At 61.6% G+C, this 14,009-nt stretch carries 14 protein-coding genes and 1 tRNA gene; 7 read left to right on the forward strand and 8 right to left on the reverse strand.

The features are described 5' to 3' along the window. Nucleotides 1-213: 213 nt before the first annotated feature. Together HCZ87_RS16090 and HCZ87_RS16095 are read right to left on the reverse strand one after the other, a co-directional pair. Nucleotides 214-289, reverse strand: a tRNA-Ala gene (locus tag HCZ87_RS16090). Between the two features lie 185 nt (nt 290-474). Further along, nucleotides 475-807, reverse strand: a complete 333-nt coding sequence (locus tag HCZ87_RS16095; RefSeq protein WP_167645310.1) for a TIGR02300 family protein — start codon at nt 805-807, stop codon at nt 475-477. A 108-nt stretch (nt 808-915) separates the two neighbouring features. On the opposite strand from HCZ87_RS16095, the gene HCZ87_RS16100 reads away from it, so the two are divergent. From HCZ87_RS16100 to HCZ87_RS16120, 5 genes are all read left to right on the forward strand, one after another. Beyond that, nucleotides 916-1,620, forward strand: a complete 705-nt coding sequence (locus HCZ87_RS16100) for a M48 family metallopeptidase (protein WP_167645312.1) — start codon at nt 916-918, stop codon at nt 1,618-1,620. Nucleotides 1,621-1,652: 32 nt separating this feature from the next. Next, the gene (locus HCZ87_RS16105; RefSeq protein WP_167645314.1) at nt 1,653-2,315 is read left to right on the forward strand and encodes a GntR family transcriptional regulator; all 663 of its coding nucleotides are present in this window, start codon (nt 1,653-1,655) and stop codon (nt 2,313-2,315) included. Between the two features lie 129 nt (nt 2,316-2,444). Then, a complete protein-coding gene (locus tag HCZ87_RS16110) occupies nt 2,445-2,768 on the forward strand; it encodes a hypothetical protein (RefSeq protein ID WP_167645316.1) in 324 nt (107 codons plus the stop codon). 130 nt (nt 2,769-2,898) lie between these two features. Then, entirely contained in the window at nt 2,899-3,603 is a 705-nt protein-coding gene (locus HCZ87_RS16115) for an alpha/beta fold hydrolase (protein ID WP_167645318.1), read from the forward strand. Further along, on the forward strand, nt 3,600-4,385 hold the full coding sequence (locus tag HCZ87_RS16120) for an alpha/beta fold hydrolase (protein WP_167645320.1): 786 nt from the start codon (nt 3,600-3,602) through the stop codon (nt 4,383-4,385). The genes HCZ87_RS16115 and HCZ87_RS16120 overlap by 4 nt, the downstream gene beginning before the upstream one ends. Nucleotides 4,386-4,449: 64 nt before the next feature. Here the strand turns inward: HCZ87_RS16120 and HCZ87_RS16125 are convergent, their stop codons facing one another. From HCZ87_RS16125 to HCZ87_RS16145, 5 genes are all read right to left on the reverse strand, one after another. Then, nucleotides 4,450-5,535: an ABC transporter ATP-binding protein gene (locus HCZ87_RS16125; protein WP_167645322.1), complete on the reverse strand. Its 1,086-nt coding sequence runs from the start codon at nt 5,533-5,535 to the stop codon at nt 4,450-4,452. Between the two features lie 4 nt (nt 5,536-5,539). Then, nucleotides 5,540-6,457 (reverse strand): carbohydrate ABC transporter permease, encoded by a 918-nt coding sequence (locus HCZ87_RS16130; protein ID WP_167645324.1) that lies wholly within the window; start codon nt 6,455-6,457, stop codon nt 5,540-5,542. Further along, nucleotides 6,450-7,343, reverse strand: a complete 894-nt coding sequence (locus tag HCZ87_RS16135) for a carbohydrate ABC transporter permease (RefSeq protein ID WP_167645326.1) — start codon at nt 7,341-7,343, stop codon at nt 6,450-6,452. The genes HCZ87_RS16130 and HCZ87_RS16135 overlap by 8 nt, the downstream gene beginning before the upstream one ends. 74 nt (nt 7,344-7,417) lie before the next feature. After that, entirely contained in the window at nt 7,418-8,650 is a 1,233-nt protein-coding gene (locus HCZ87_RS16140) for an ABC transporter substrate-binding protein (protein ID WP_167645328.1), read from the reverse strand. Nucleotides 8,651-8,875: 225 nt separating this feature from the next. Next, nucleotides 8,876-10,069, reverse strand: coding sequence for a CaiB/BaiF CoA-transferase family protein (locus HCZ87_RS16145; RefSeq protein ID WP_167645330.1), 1,194 nt, complete (start codon nt 10,067-10,069; stop codon nt 8,876-8,878). A 261-nt stretch (nt 10,070-10,330) separates the two neighbouring features. Here HCZ87_RS16145 and HCZ87_RS16150 point away from each other — a divergent pair, with 261 nt between their 5' ends. Further along, nucleotides 10,331-11,983, forward strand: coding sequence for a glycoside hydrolase family 3 protein (locus tag HCZ87_RS16150; RefSeq protein ID WP_254868673.1), 1,653 nt, complete (start codon nt 10,331-10,333; stop codon nt 11,981-11,983). Nucleotides 11,984-12,120: 137 nt separating this feature from the next. Beyond that, complete coding sequence (locus HCZ87_RS16155) at nt 12,121-13,104, forward strand: tripartite tricarboxylate transporter substrate binding protein (protein WP_167645334.1); 984 nt, start codon at nt 12,121-12,123, stop codon at nt 13,102-13,104. A 74-nt stretch (nt 13,105-13,178) separates the two neighbouring features. Here the strand turns inward: HCZ87_RS16155 and HCZ87_RS16160 are convergent. After that, on the reverse strand, nt 13,179-14,009 hold an 831-nt coding region (locus HCZ87_RS16160; protein WP_368484138.1), incomplete at its 5' end, for a Pnap_2097 family protein.

The following is a 14,009-nucleotide window of genomic DNA, read 5'->3' on the forward strand; positions in this document are numbered from 1 at the left end:
AGACTTCGAGCGCCAGGTCGCCGAGCTGCAGGTGCGTATCGCCGTGCTCAACGGCTACACGGCACTTGGAATCCCCGTCACACAGCCCGTAGAGTAAGTCCGTTCGGGGAAGAGGGAAGCTCGCACATCAGCCGATTTGTGCAACAAGGCCCGCGGCAGAGGCAAATCCTCTGACAAAAAGGCAGAGCTATCTGGTGCTTTTCAAAGGGATTATGGTGGAGCCTAGCGGGATCGAACCGCTGACCTCCTGCATGCCATGCAGGCGCTCTCCCAGCTGAGCTAAGGCCCCATCATTGTCCGCTGGAGCAGTGCCCCGTGCGGTGTGAGAGGTCGTTTAAGGGAGGTTCGCGCGGGCTGCAAGCGGAAAATGCAACTGGATGCGCAGTTTTTTTATCCCTCGGGCAGCGCCTCTGCGATCCCTGCCCTGCCACCCCGAAAACCGCCTCATGCGCGGCCGGGGTGGCCGGTGTTTTATCAGCTGTCGTCGTCGTCGGACGCGACGTCCGCGATCTCGTCGAGAGAGACGTTATCCTCGTCGTCGTCATCTTCGAGCACATCATCGCCGAGATCCATGTCAACGGCGTCATCATCATCATCGTCCAGAACCACGTCATCGTCGTCGGTGTTCTGTTTTGCCTTCAGGTTTGCCGCGTCTTCGGCATCCGCTTCGATCATCCGGCTCTTGGAGATGTCGATTTCCACCACATCCCCGGTGTAGGGGCTGATGATCGGGTTTTTGTTCAGGTCGTAAAAGCGTTTGCCAGTGGTCGGGCATACGCGTTTCGTACCCCATTCTTCCTTGGGCATATGGATCCCCTTGATAATAGCGTGAGTCGGTGAGACGATTCAGGTGCCTTGCCATATGCGGCGGGGCCTGTCAAAGCCTTTGCACCTTGCTTGCGGAGAGGGTCACATATGTCGGAACTGTCTCTGCCCGGCGCGCCGGAGGTCGAAATCCGCCTGCGCAGATCGGCACGGGCGCGGCGGCTGTCGCTGCGGATTTCCTCGCTCGACGGGCGGGTCACCTTGACCTTGCCCAAACGGGTGCCGCTGCGGGAGGGGCGGGCCTTTCTCCTGGAGAAGGCAGATTGGATTCGCAGCCATCTGGAGCAACAGCCCGCCCGGGTGTTGGTGGAGCCGGGAACCACGTTGATGATTGAGGGACGCCCGGTGGAGATCCGCCCCGGCAGCGGCCGCCGCCTGCGCTGGCAGGGAGAGGCGGCGCTGGAGGTGCCCGGCCCCGCCCCGACACGGCGGCTGGAGCGCTATTTGCGCGAATTGGCCCGTGATCGGCTGGCGGCGGCCTCTGATCACTATGCGGCCAGGCTGGGGCGGAGCTACAGCAGTCTGACCCTGCGCGACACGCGCTCGCGCTGGGGATCTTGTTCCTCCACCGGCGGGCTGATGTATTCCTGGCGGCTGATCCTGGCCGCCCCGGAGGTGCTGCGCTATGTTGCGGCCCATGAGGTCGCGCATTTGCAGGAGATGAACCACTCCCGCGCCTTCTGGGCGGTGGTTCAGGACCTCTATGGAGATTATGAACCGCCCCGGCGCTGGCTTCAGAGTGAGGGCAACGCGCTGCATCGGTTCCGGTTTGAAGCTGCGCGCGAAGGGGATTGATCTTCGCCGTATTTGTGATCACATGACATTCAATGGACAAGTTACTTACGGGCAATCGCCCAACCGCAGAAAACACCGGCTCGGCCCATGATCGCGTTTATCGTGCGCTGCGGACCCGGATCATGCATGGCGCCATCGGCCCGGGCGAGGCGCTGACTCTGCGCGGCATCGGCAAGGAGTTCGATGTCTCGATGACCCCCGCGCGCGAGGCCGTGCGCCGGCTGGTTGCCGAGGGGGCGCTGTTTCTCTCCTCCTCGGGGCGGGTTGCGACGCCGGAGCTGTCGAACGAACGGATCGAGGAACTGGCCGCGCTGCGCGCCCTGCTGGAGGTGGAGCTGGCCTCGCGCGCCCTGCCCCGTGCTCATATGGCCTTGATCGACCGATTGCAGACCATCAATGGTGTGGTGGCGGAGACGATCTCCAAACGCGATGCGGTGGGCTATATCCGCACCAACCTGGAATTCCACCGCACGCTTTATCTGCGAGCGCAGGCGCCGGCGATGCTGGCGATGGCGGAGACCGTCTGGCTGCAACTTGGCCCCACCATGCGGGCGCTCTATGGCCGCTTGGGGCGCACAGAACCGCCACACAACCACAAATTGATCATCGCAGCCCTTAAGGCGGGCGACGAGCCGGGACTGCGGCTGGCGGTGCGCACGGATGTGACCCAAGGGCTGCGGCTGCTGGCGGGATAGGCAACGCTACTGAGCAGTGTTTCGCCGAGACGCGAAAAACCGCTCATCGGGAGGCTCTACCCCTATTGCATGGGCGCTCAAAATCCAACAAGAGCGGCGGTGATATTGACCGAAGTATAGGACACACAAATGAAATTTCCTGTTTCGCTTGCCGCCGCCCTGACCCTGTCGTCTGCCTCGCTCGCCCTCGCAGAGGCGCCGCGCGACACCTTCATGCTAAATTGCCAGAGCGGCGAGGACTTCACCCCTGAGATCTGCACCTGCTTATATGAACGCGCCGGCGAGTCCTTCGATGACGCGCAGGTGGCGCGAATTGGCACCCTGTTTCAAGACAGCCCCAAGAAAGCGGAAAGGCTGCTGAATGAAAGCAGCGACGCCGGAGACAAACGTCTAGCGGAGCGTTTTGACGAGATCGTGGAGCTGGCCGAGATCTGCTACAAGGACTCCCAATAGGGGCCAGCGCCCGCAGGGACAGGCGGGTGTTTGATCTGAACTAACCTTTGGTTAGGTTCGCCCCCTGCGGGCGACTGATAGGATCGGTTCGAAATCCACGATCGACACTTTCAGAAAGTTGGAACTCCCGATGACCACTCTCGTCACCATTCCCGGTATCATGTCGGACGCCCGCACCTGGGCGCCCGTCGCAGACGTCTTGCAACCGCATGTGAGCGCCATTCACGTCGCCGACACCACCCAGGATGCAACCTTGCCCGAGATGGCCAGCCGGGCGCTTGCCCAAACCAGCGGCCCCCTGATTGTGTTCGCGCATTCCATGGGCGGTCGCGTCGCAATGGAAATGGGGCGCCAGGCGCCGGAGCGGATCAAGGCCATGATCCTGTCGAGCACCAGCGCCGAAGGCCCCGGCGCGAACGAACTCGAGCACCGTCAGACGCGCATCGACGCGGCCAACGCCGACATGACCACATACGCAGCGAACTGGGCGCCAAAGGTCCTGTGCAAGGAGAACGCCCAGAATGACGCGCTGATCGCGCAAATCCGTCAGATGGTCGTGGATTGCGGTCCCGAGGTGCATGAGCGCCAGAACCTCGCGCTGCTGCATCGCCCTGACGCGACGACCTATATCGGCGACTTTCCCTTTCCCGTGCTGCTGATCACCGGCGATCAGGACCACCTGTTGACCAAAGAGGTCCACGATGCGGTCGCAGCAAAGATCCCAGATGCCACCTCGCTCGTTCTGGCGGGCGCCGGGCATCTTTTGCCGTTCGAACAGCCTCAGGCGGTGTCGGAAACGGTGCGGAACTGGCTGCAAGAAAAGTCAGTGATTTGAGCGCAGCTCCATCCCTGACCCTGGCCTATGAGGCGGCGCCCGACACCGGGTTGCCGCCTTTACTTTTGGTGCATGGGCTGCTGGTCAGCCGCGATATCTGGGCACCGAATGCCGCGCTGGCGCATCATTTCCGCCTGATCCGGGTCGACCTGCCCGGCCACGGCCAAAGCCCGATGCCGCAGGCCCCGGAGCAGACGCGACCGGACGCCATCGTTGCGGCGCTCGACCGGCTGCGCAGATCCCTGGGGATTGCGAAATGGCATGTCTGTGGTCAAAGTTTCGGGGCAGGCATCGTTCTGCGCTATGCGCTGGATCATCCCGAGGCCTGCATGGGCGTTGTCTTTACCAATGCAAACGGGGCCCTACGCGAGGTGGAAACCGAGGCGCAGCTAGAGGCGCGGCGGAGCCTTGTCGCAGACCTGCGCGCTGGCGGTCAAAGCGCGCTGCGCAAGCTGCCCTATCATCCGGCCAATGCGCGGCGCTTTCCGCCAGAGCTGCGGGACATTCTGTCAGAGCGCGCAGACGCCACCAACCCCGAGGATCTGGCGCGCCTTATGCAAGAGGCCCTGCCCCGGCTGTCGGTGCGCGAGCGGCTGGACAGGATGTCGGCGCCGACCCTGCTGATCAACGGCGTCTATGAGAAAAAGTTTCAGCCGACGCGGGACTGGTTGCGAGAGACACATCCAGGAATCGCGATCACCGATCTTCCAGGCGGTCATTCGGTCAATGTGGAATGCCCGACGGCTTTCGACACCGCAGTCGTCACATTTCTGGACCATTGAGGCCGAGGCACCGCCGGGGCGCCTCAGCCTGCTTTGGGCATGTCAATGCCGGTAGAGGGCGGGTTTAGACCCGCAATTCCTCCACCTTGTCAAAGATCGACGCACGCGCCGGATCAAAACCGATACGGATCAGATCGCCATCCGCCACCGGCACCTGCCCATCGACACGGAAGCGCAGCGGCGTGCCGTCAAGCGAGGACCAGACCAGCGTTTCGGCCCCCATCGGCTCGACCAGTTCGGCGGTGACCTCGAATTGGACCGGCGCGCTCTCTGCCGCCTCGCCTGTCACGATATGCTCGGGGCGAATGCCGAACCACACATCCCCGCTGAGACCGGGCCGGGTGAACTCATACTCCGACAAGGACACGTCCTTGCCAGCGATTGTCACCTTGGGCGCCTGCGGGTCTTCCAGCCTTGTGTCAAAGAAGTTCATCGACGGCGAGCCGATGAAATCCGCGACGTATTTATTGGCCGGCTTATTGTAGATCACGCTTGGGGTATCGAGCTGCATGACAACGCCGCCCTTCATGATCGCGATCCGGTCGGCCAGGGTCATCGCCTCGACCTGATCGTGCGTCACGTAGATCATGGTGTTTTCAAGCGTCTGGTGCAGCCGCTTGATTTCCACCCGCAGATCGGCGCGCAGCTTGGCATCGAGGTTCGACAAGGGCTCGTCGAAGAGGAAGACATCGACGTCGCGCACCAGCGCGCGACCGATGGCCACCCGCTGACGCTGACCACCGGACAGGGCAGCGGGCTTGCGCTTGAGCAGGGGTTCGATCTGGAGCACTTCGGCGGCACGGGCCACGCGACGCGCGATCTCGTCCTTGGGCATTTTCGCGTTCTTCAGACCAAAGGTCAGATTGCCCTCGACCGTCATCTGCGGATAGAGCGCGTAGGATTGGAACACCATACCGATGCCGCGATCAGAGGGTTCCGCCCAGGTTACATTGTTGCCGTTGATATGGATCGACCCTTCGGTCGGTTCCAGCAATCCGGCGATGCAGTTGAGCAGGGTGGACTTGCCGCAGCCCGAACTGCCCAGCAGCACGAGAAACTCGCCCTGACCAATATCGAGATTAAGATCGCGCAGGACCGACACGGTGCCGAAATTGAGCTTGAGATTCTGGATAGAAACGCTTGGCTGCATGACGTTATCCTTTCACGGCGCCGGCTGCGATGCCGCGCACAAAGAGCTTGCCTGAGAGAAAGTAGATGGTGAGCGGGACCACGCCAGAGAGCAGCGTTGCCGCCATGTTGACGTTGTATTCCTTCACCCCCGTGACCGAGTTGACAATGTTGTTGAGCTGAACCGTCATCGGATAGTTGTCGGGCCGGGTGAAAATGACCCCGAACAGGAAGTCGTTCCAGATCGCCGTGGTCTGCAAGATCACCGCCACCACGAAGATCGGCACCGCCATCGGCAGCATGATCTTGAAGTAGATCGTCCAGAAGCGGGCGCCATCGACGCGGGCAGCCTTGAACAGCTCTTCGGGCACCGAAGAGAAATAGTTGCGGAACAGCAGTGTCAGGATCGGCATGCCAAAGATCGTATGCACCAGCACCAGCCCGCCCAGATCGCCATAAAGCCCGATTTCGCGCAGCAGGATCACGATCGGATAGATCATCACCTGATAGGGAATGAAGGCGCCGATGATCAGGATGGTAAAGAACACATTGGCCCCTTTGAACCGCCACATCGACAGGGCGTAGCCGTTGACCGAGGCCACCGCGATCGAGAAGAAAACCGAGGGCACCGTGATCTTGATCGAGTTCAGGAAGCCGCGCGACAGACCGTCACAGTTCAGGCCGGTGCAGACCGTCGACCAGGCCTTGAGCCAGGGTTCAAAGGTGATTTCCATTGGCGGGGCAAAGATGCTGCCCATGCGGATTTCCGGCAGCCCCTTCAGCGATGTCATCAGCATCACGTAGAATGGCAAGAGGTAGTAAACCGCCAGAACCACCAGAATGCCGTAGATCACGATGTTGTTGCGGGAAAAGACCCGACGGGGCTTGGGGCCGGATGCATGCGCCGGACTTGGGCGCTGCATGGTGTTGGTGACATCAGCCATGTTTCTTGCCTCCGAATTCAAGGTAAGCCCAGGGGATGATGACAACGATCACGGCCACCAGCATCATGCTGGACGCGGCAAAGCCCTGGGCAAGGTTTTGCGAAACAAACATCATGTCGAACACGAATTTGGCAGGCACCTCGGATGCAAGACCAGGACCGCCGCCGGTTTGCGCGATGACCAGATCGTAAAGCTTGATAATGGCAGAGGTGATCAGCACCAGCGTGGTGATGAAGACCGGGCGCATCATCGGGATCACCACCAACAGGTAGGTCTTCCACGCCGGGATGCCGTCGATCTTGGTGGCCTTCCACACGTCTTCGTCAATGCCGCGCAGACCTGCCAGCATCAGGCACATCACGAGGCCACTGGTGTGCCACAGACCGGCGATCAACACACCGTAAAGCACCGTGTTGGTGTTATAGAGTGGATCGAAGGTGAAACTCTCAAATCCCAGGCTGCGCACCGCGTTCTGTATGCCGAATTCCGGGTTCAACAGCCATTGCCAGACCAGGCCCGTCACGATGAAACTGAGCGCGTAGGGGTAGAGGAAGATGGTGCGAAACCCATCCTCGAACCGGATTTTCTGGTCGATCAGAGCGGCCAGAAGAAAGCCGAGCACCAGCGCGAGGATCAGCATCAGGATGCCGTAAATCGCGAGGTTCTCGATTGAAATGAGCCACCGTCGGGTGCCCCAAAGACGTTCATATTGATCAAGCCCGACCCATTTGCTGCTGGGCAGAAGACGGGAATTGGTAAAGGAATAGACGATTGTCCAGACAGAGCAGCCGACAAAGACCACAAGCGCGGTAAGCACCATGGGAATGGCGGCGATCTTTGCACTCAGGTTCTTGAACAGCCCTGTCGGTTTGCCGCTCTGCGACATTGGGAATCCTCCGATTTTATAGGGTGTGGCAAAGGCGGCGCGGATCGGTCTCAAATGATCCGCGCCGCAAGCTGTCAGTCAGCCGTGGCGATGATTTCGGCAAACTCGGCCTGCGCGGCCTCGGGGGTAAAGCCGGGGTCGGCAAAGAATTCAACCATCAGATCGGTCACCCGGCCCACGGTATCCGGCGAAACCATCGTGTTGATGCTCTCCACGATGTGGCCAGACTTGAGGATCTCCATGCCCTTTTCCATGCAGGGAGTCGGGTCCTGCAATTCCACGTCACGGCGCACCGGCAGCGCGCCTTTGGCCTTGGTGAATGCCACCTGCGTTTCCGGGGAAACGATCACACCTGCCAGAACGTCCTGGGCGGCAATGATCTCTGCGTCGTCGACTTTCGGGAAATAGAAGGCATCGCCTGCGGCGGTGATGTATTCATTCACCCCCAGCCCCGGCAGGCAGGAGAAATCCTCGCCCGCTTTCATCCCCGATTGGTTGAACTCGCCCTGGATCCAGTCGCCCATGATCTGCCCACCCGCGCGGCCATCAATCACCAGACGTGCCGCTTCGTTCCAGGCCTGTACGTTGGATCCTTCCATGAGATCGCGTGCCTGTGCGGCGGCGGTGAACACCTTGGCCACATCAGGGCCAGCGGCGTAATCCGCATCGCGCCCGGAATAGACTTTCTCGAACAGCTCGGGCCCACCGATGGAGACCATCAGCACGTTGAACATCAGCTGTTTCTGCCAGGACTGCTGCCCCTGCGCCAGGGGGATAATGCCCTTTTCACGCAGTGTCGGTGCCGCCGCAACGAATTCGTCCCAGTTTTGCGGCACAGAAAGGCCATTGTCAGTAAACACGGCGTTGTTCAGCCAGAGCCACTGCTGCGAATGGATGTTGGAGGGCACACAATAGAGTTTGCCTTCGAAGGTGCAGCTGTCCAGCAAGGATTGCGGGAAGATCTGGTCCTTCCAGCCCTGCGTTTCGGCAATCTCGGTGACGTCGCGCATAAAGCCGGCTTCGATCAACTCGCGCATGGCCGAGCTGTGCGTGAACTGGGTGGCCCCCATCGGATCGCCGCCGGTAATCCGGCTGGTGATCAGCGGCCGGGCAACCCCGCCTGCACCGGCGATGGCGCCATCAACCCAAGTGTTGCCGCTCTTTTGGAAACCATCGGCGATGACGCCAATTGCCGCCGCCTCTGCCCCGGAGGTCCACCAATGGGTGACCTCCAGATCGGTGGCGAACGCCGGCAGCGCGGTCGTGGCCAAAATCGCGCCGAATGCGATAGTGTTGAACTTCCTCATGGTCTTCTCCTCTGTCGTATTATTATTTGATTGCATGCCCCGGACGGGTCTTCGCTTTGACCGCGGGCCGCTTATGGGGATCAACGATGGAACAAATCTCTGTTCCAGCGGTGTTTGCGTCAACGCAGCGAAGATTTGGCGCGCTAAAACATTCTGTATGAGCCCTTGAAAAGGCTCGGAAATTTGGGCGCATCAGGTCTCTTGACCGGGGGAGAATGGGCGCTTTCAACCGGCGATAATTCCGGCGGCCTGCATGCGCTCGATCTCAGCGGGGCTGTAGCCAATCTCGGAGAGCACCTGTGCCGTCTGCGCCCCCAGCCGCTGCGGCGGCTGTTCCAGCGACGGTCCGTGCTCTTGCATCCGAAAACCAGCAAGTGGCGTGGTCATGCCCGCGACCGTCCCCGCCTCGCCGCCAAAGCGGTGCAGCACCGGTCGGGCCTGCACCTGCGCATCGCTCAACGCCTCGTCAAGCGTGCGGATACGAGCGCAGGGAATGCCTTCGGATTGCAGCAGATCTTCCCACTCGGCGGCGGGGCGCGCCAGAAACGCGGCGCGCAGCGCGCTGCTCTCCTCGGCATGCGCATCCAGCCGCTGGTTGTTGTCCTGCTTGACCATGTCCTCGCGCCCCAACACGCGCCAGAGCTTGGCCTGCTGCTTGAGGTTCGAGGCCGAGACCATCATCGGCACGTCAGAGGCATGATACATGCCGATCGTCGCAAAGGCATAGCTGTTGCCCTTTGGCGCCGGCACCTTGCCGTTCCAGAAATACGACGCCACATGTGAGGTCGCGAACATCATCGCCACATCCAGCATGGAGACATCGACGAAATTGCCCGCCCCGCCATTGCGGGCCCGTTGCAAGAGCGCCGCCGCGATCGCGTAGGCCGTGGTCGTTCCAGCCGCATAGTCCATGATCGGCGCGCCGCATTTGAAAGGCTTGTCCGGGTCGTCGCCTGTCATCGCCATAAAGCCGGAAAAAGCCTGGATGATATTGTCATAGCCGCGCAGCTCGCGCCGCGGTCCGGTCGAGCCAAACGCCGAAAGCGAGCAATAGATCAGCCCCGGATTACGCCGCCGCAGGTCATCATAGCCCAGCCCTAGCGCCTCGAATGCGCCGGGCCGGTAATTCTCGATGAACACATCGGCGGTATCCAACAGGCGGAGCATGGCCTCCTTGCCTTCGGGGGTCTTGAGGTTAATGGCAACCGACGCCTTGTTCGACGCCTGGCCGAGGAACGCGGTGCCCATGCCGATATTATTCATGGCGCGGTCGGGTCCCTGTGCGCGCGCCTGATCGGGGTCGTTCGGATCCTCGACCTTGATGACATCGGCCCCCAGCGTGGCCAGCTGGAACGCGGCAAACGGTCCGGCAAGCACATGCGTGGTGTCGATCACCTTGTAGTTTTGAAACGCCTTCATCTGGGTCAACTCTGTCCTTTGCCGCATGGGCCGCAAGCTGGCGCTGGCCTCCCGATGCGGGGCAATGTGGGTCTGAGCGATATTGAAGAGCCCAACCGCGCGGCAAGCAACGCTCTTTGGTTTCCGAAAAGTTGGGTCTGTCCTGACCTCTGCGCCAACCGTCAGGGCGCGGGATCGGCTAAACTGGCCGGGACGGACCATAACCATACGAGACCTTAGCCCCTGATGCCTACGCCCCGCCTTCCCCTGTCTGACACGCAAATGAGCGCCGCCCCGTTTCATCTTGATCGCCAAGGGCGGGATTGGGTCAAAGCGCAGTTCGGGCGGCTCGGCACAGAAGCAAAGATTGCGCAGCTCATTCTGCCAATGTGCCGTGATCTGTCCGATGACAACATCGACGCGTTGGCCGCAAGAGGGCTCGGCGGGGTGCATCGGTTCCCCAGCTATGCCGAGGAGGAGCTGCGCCGCTCGGCCCGGCGGCTGATGCAGGGCTGCGCCGTGCCGCCGCTGCTGACCGCCGATATCGAAATGTCAGAAAAGGCCAGCGTCAAGGCCGGCACCGCCTTTCCCAACCAGATGGCGGTGGCTGCGACGGGCAACGCGGAAAACGCGCGGCGGATGGGGGCGATCGCGGCGCGCGAGGCGGGCTATCTCGGTTTTGGCGTCAGCTGGACCCCCGTCGCCGATCTGGCGCTGAATTTTCGCTCCAACGCGGTGAATACCCGCGCCTTTTCCGACAAGGTCGATCAGACGCTTTCGCTGGTTTGCGCCTATCTGGACGGGATGCAAGACAATGGCCTGGTGGCCTGCGTCAAACACTTCCCCGGCGAGGGTCTGGACGAGCGCGATCAACACTACGTCACCACCCACAACACCATGGCAATGGAAGATTGGCACACCAGTTTCGGCAAAATATATGCCGCTGCGATCGCCAGGGATGTCCGCCTTGTCATGGCCGGTCACGTCACCCTTCCCGCCTATCGTCCCGGCACGGGTGACGCAGCATTGAGCGGGGCCACCCTCCCGGCCTCACTCAATGCAAACCTGCTGCAAGGCCTGCTGCGCGGAGAGCTGGGATATAACGGCGTCATCGTCTCGGACGCGACCGGCATGGCGGGGTTTACCTCTTGCGGGGACCGCAAGGATATCGTCCCGCTCTGCATCGAAAGCGGCTGTGACATTCTGCTGTTCCCGCGTGACATCGACGAGGACATGCAGTTACTGCGGGACGGCCTGGACAGCGGTGCGCTGTCGCAAACCCGTCTGGACCAGGCCGTGCTGCGCATTCTGGCGCTCAAGGCCTCGATGGGGCTGCATCTGGAGCGCCCCGCCGTCCCGCCCGAAAACCGCCGCGCTGCGTTGCTGGGCAGTGAGGAACATCGCGCTTGGGCGAAAGACGTGGCCGAGGGTTGCTTGACGCTGGTCAGGGACGATCAGTCCTTGCTGCCCCTGTCGCCCAAACGCCACCGCCGCATCCTGCTGGCCGAGTTGCGCGACCGTCGCAGCCCATCCGCCCCCCTGCCCGATCTCGAAATCCCCGCCATGCTGGAACAGCTCGGGTTTGAAATCACCCGCGTCGTCCCGGGCGAGCCCATCGACGCCACCGATCAGGACATCGGCCTTTATCTGATGGCCGAGGAAGGGCTTTCGGGCAAGGAACATCTCGGGCCGCACTGGGAACGGCTGCACGGGGCCTTTCCGCTGACGATGCAGCGCATGTGGCAGTATTTGCCGACGCTTTACGTTTCGCTTGGCTCGCCCTTCCTGACCTTTCACATGCCCGATTGCCCGGCCTTCGTGAACGCCTATAGCGCGGTGCGGCCGGTGCAGCAGGCGGTCGTCGATGCGCTGACCGGGGTCATTCCGTTTCGCGGCCAAAGCCCGGTCGACCTGCCCTTTGGCCTGCACCGCTGACCACGATTTGACCAGTCGTTTTTGAGGTCCAAGTACAAACCAAAGGTTGGTTTACCCGCTGCGACAGCCGCCTTTTACTGTCCTCAGTCCGGCGCGCAGGTGCCTGGCTTACTCTTTGAGGAGGAGAGGAGGACATCATGAAATTGCTTTCCACTGGCCTTGCGTGCCTTGCAGCCGCAGCGAGTTTCGTCGCAACAACCATCACCCCCGTGGCCGCCGAAGAGGCCTGGCCGAGCGGCCCCGTCTCGGTGATCATGCACACCAAACCCGGCGGTACATCCGACATTTTCATTCGAACCTTGGCCAAATCACTGGAGCCAGAAATCGGTCAGGATGTCATCGTCATCAATGCTCCGGGCGGCGGCGGTGCAAACCAGATGAGCCGCATCATCACGGCCAAGCCCGACGGGCTGACGCTGGGGGTCAACACGCTGACCCATTTCACCGGCATGCAGACCAACCTCAAGGGCACCTTCGCGCCCGAGAATTTCTCCTGGATCGCCTCGGTGCAAGAGGACCCGATCCTGTTCTTCGTCCGCGAAGACAGCCCCTATCAGAGCTTTGCCGACGTCGTCGCCGCCGCCAAGGCGGATCCAGAAAGCATCAATATCGGCGGATTTGGTCCCGTTGGGTCGATGCAGCACATCGGCATGTCGATGCTGGAAAACGCCACCGACACCAAGTTCAACTGGATCGGCTATCCCTCGACACCTGATATCATTGCCGCCCTGCTTGGCGGGCACGTGGATATCGGCGTCTCGAACCTCGGCCCCACTGCCGAATATTTCGAATCTGGCCGCATTCGGGGTCTGGGCGTCTTGGGGAGTGAACGTCTGGCGGGCAAGCCCGACCTTCCCACTTTCATCGAACAGGGAGTCGATGTGAGCTCGAGCTGGATCCAGGTACGCGGCGTGTTTGGCCCTGCCGATATGCCGATGGAGCTGCAACAGAAAGTGGCCGATGCCTTCCACGAGGCGATGCGCGCCGAATCCTATCAGGACTATGCCCGCAGCACGGGGGTCACGGATTCCTGGATGGGGCCGAAGGAATACACTGATTTCGTCGCGAATATCACGGATGTTGCAGTGAAGCAGCTGACCGCCGCTGGCGTTCTGCAATAAATCCCGACCCAGGGCGCATGCCCCGACGGCAAAGGAACAGGATCAGGGCACGCATCAGCGTGCCCTGATTGCGTTCAGACCGATGCTGACAGGCTCTCTACGGCGGCAATCAAACCGCGATCGCCCCGCGTCATCACCGATATCGCGCCATGATCTGCGACATGCACCGTGTCGCCCTGATTGATATTGCCGAGATAAATCACATCGCGACCCAACACCGGCGCGGGCCGCGCCGAACGCGCATAGGCCGCCGCTTCGGCGATCCGCGAGAAGGTCGGGAAATAAAGCAGGCCAACGGCGTTGAAATCCAGCGCCGGTACCGGGCGTTCAGAATAGTGAGCGGGGGCATCAAGCGGGGCCGTCTTGCGCAGACCGCGCGCGGTTTCGCGCGCCTGTCGGTCAAGCATCATCAGCCCGTCCCCGGCAGGGAGCAATTGCATCTCCCCAAGGACATTATTGCGGAAAATCCGCGTGTTGGAGCGGCTCGCGTCATGGCTGACAAAACTCGAGATCATCGACAGCTCGGCGATGACTTTGCCCGCGACCACGACCTGATGCGTGGATCCTGTACGGGTGTCCGACACGGCAAACAGGCGCGAAAGGATCTGCGCGTCCTGCCCCAGCAGAGGCTGGGACAGAGCTTGAAACCGCAGCGACGTCGCGCAGAAGGCGGCATAGACAGGGCACCCGTCCACCGCCTGAAACACTGCTTCGCGCAGACCCAGGGCCTTGGCGATAAGCGCCCAATGCTGGTCGCCGCAAAAGCGCAGGAGCCATTGTTCGGACAGGCCCGTCGGGGACAGCTGCGCCATGCCCAAAGGCAGGCGGACAGCGTCCTCGACCGGGGCCTGCCGCGTGGCAAAGGCGACAACCGCCATCAGGCGACGGCCCGCTTGCCAGCGCTT

It is taken from the genome of Phaeobacter sp. HF9A, assembly GCF_011806385.1.
In the GTDB taxonomy this organism is placed as follows: Bacteria; Pseudomonadota; Alphaproteobacteria; order Rhodobacterales; family Rhodobacteraceae; genus Epibacterium.

What these genes read in the sequence shown, in the direction of transcription:
- HCZ87_RS16115 (WP_167645318.1), top strand. Translation starts at nt 2,899, where the DNA reads ATGACCACTCTCGTCACCATTCCCGGTATCATGTCGGACGCCCGCACC.
- HCZ87_RS16095 (WP_167645310.1), bottom strand. Translation starts at nt 807, where the DNA reads ATGCCCAAGGAAGAATGGGGTACGAAACGCGTATGCCCGACCACTGGC.
- HCZ87_RS16150 (WP_254868673.1), top strand. Translation starts at nt 10,331, where the DNA reads ATGAGCGCCGCCCCGTTTCATCTTGATCGCCAAGGGCGGGATTGGGTC.
- HCZ87_RS16135 (WP_167645326.1), bottom strand. Translation starts at nt 7,343, where the DNA reads ATGTCGCAGAGCGGCAAACCGACAGGGCTGTTCAAGAACCTGAGTGCA.
- HCZ87_RS16140 (WP_167645328.1), bottom strand. Translation starts at nt 8,650, where the DNA reads ATGAGGAAGTTCAACACTATCGCATTCGGCGCGATTTTGGCCACGACC.
- HCZ87_RS16130 (WP_167645324.1), bottom strand. Translation starts at nt 6,457, where the DNA reads ATGGCTGATGTCACCAACACCATGCAGCGCCCAAGTCCGGCGCATGCA.
- HCZ87_RS16110 (WP_167645316.1), top strand. Translation starts at nt 2,445, where the DNA reads ATGAAATTTCCTGTTTCGCTTGCCGCCGCCCTGACCCTGTCGTCTGCC.
- HCZ87_RS16155 (WP_167645334.1), top strand. Translation starts at nt 12,121, where the DNA reads ATGAAATTGCTTTCCACTGGCCTTGCGTGCCTTGCAGCCGCAGCGAGT.
- HCZ87_RS16145 (WP_167645330.1), bottom strand. Translation starts at nt 10,069, where the DNA reads ATGAAGGCGTTTCAAAACTACAAGGTGATCGACACCACGCATGTGCTT.
- HCZ87_RS16105 (WP_167645314.1), top strand. Translation starts at nt 1,653, where the DNA reads ATGGACAAGTTACTTACGGGCAATCGCCCAACCGCAGAAAACACCGGC.
- HCZ87_RS16100 (WP_167645312.1), top strand. Translation starts at nt 916, where the DNA reads ATGTCGGAACTGTCTCTGCCCGGCGCGCCGGAGGTCGAAATCCGCCTG.
- HCZ87_RS16125 (WP_167645322.1), bottom strand. Translation starts at nt 5,535, where the DNA reads ATGCAGCCAAGCGTTTCTATCCAGAATCTCAAGCTCAATTTCGGCACC.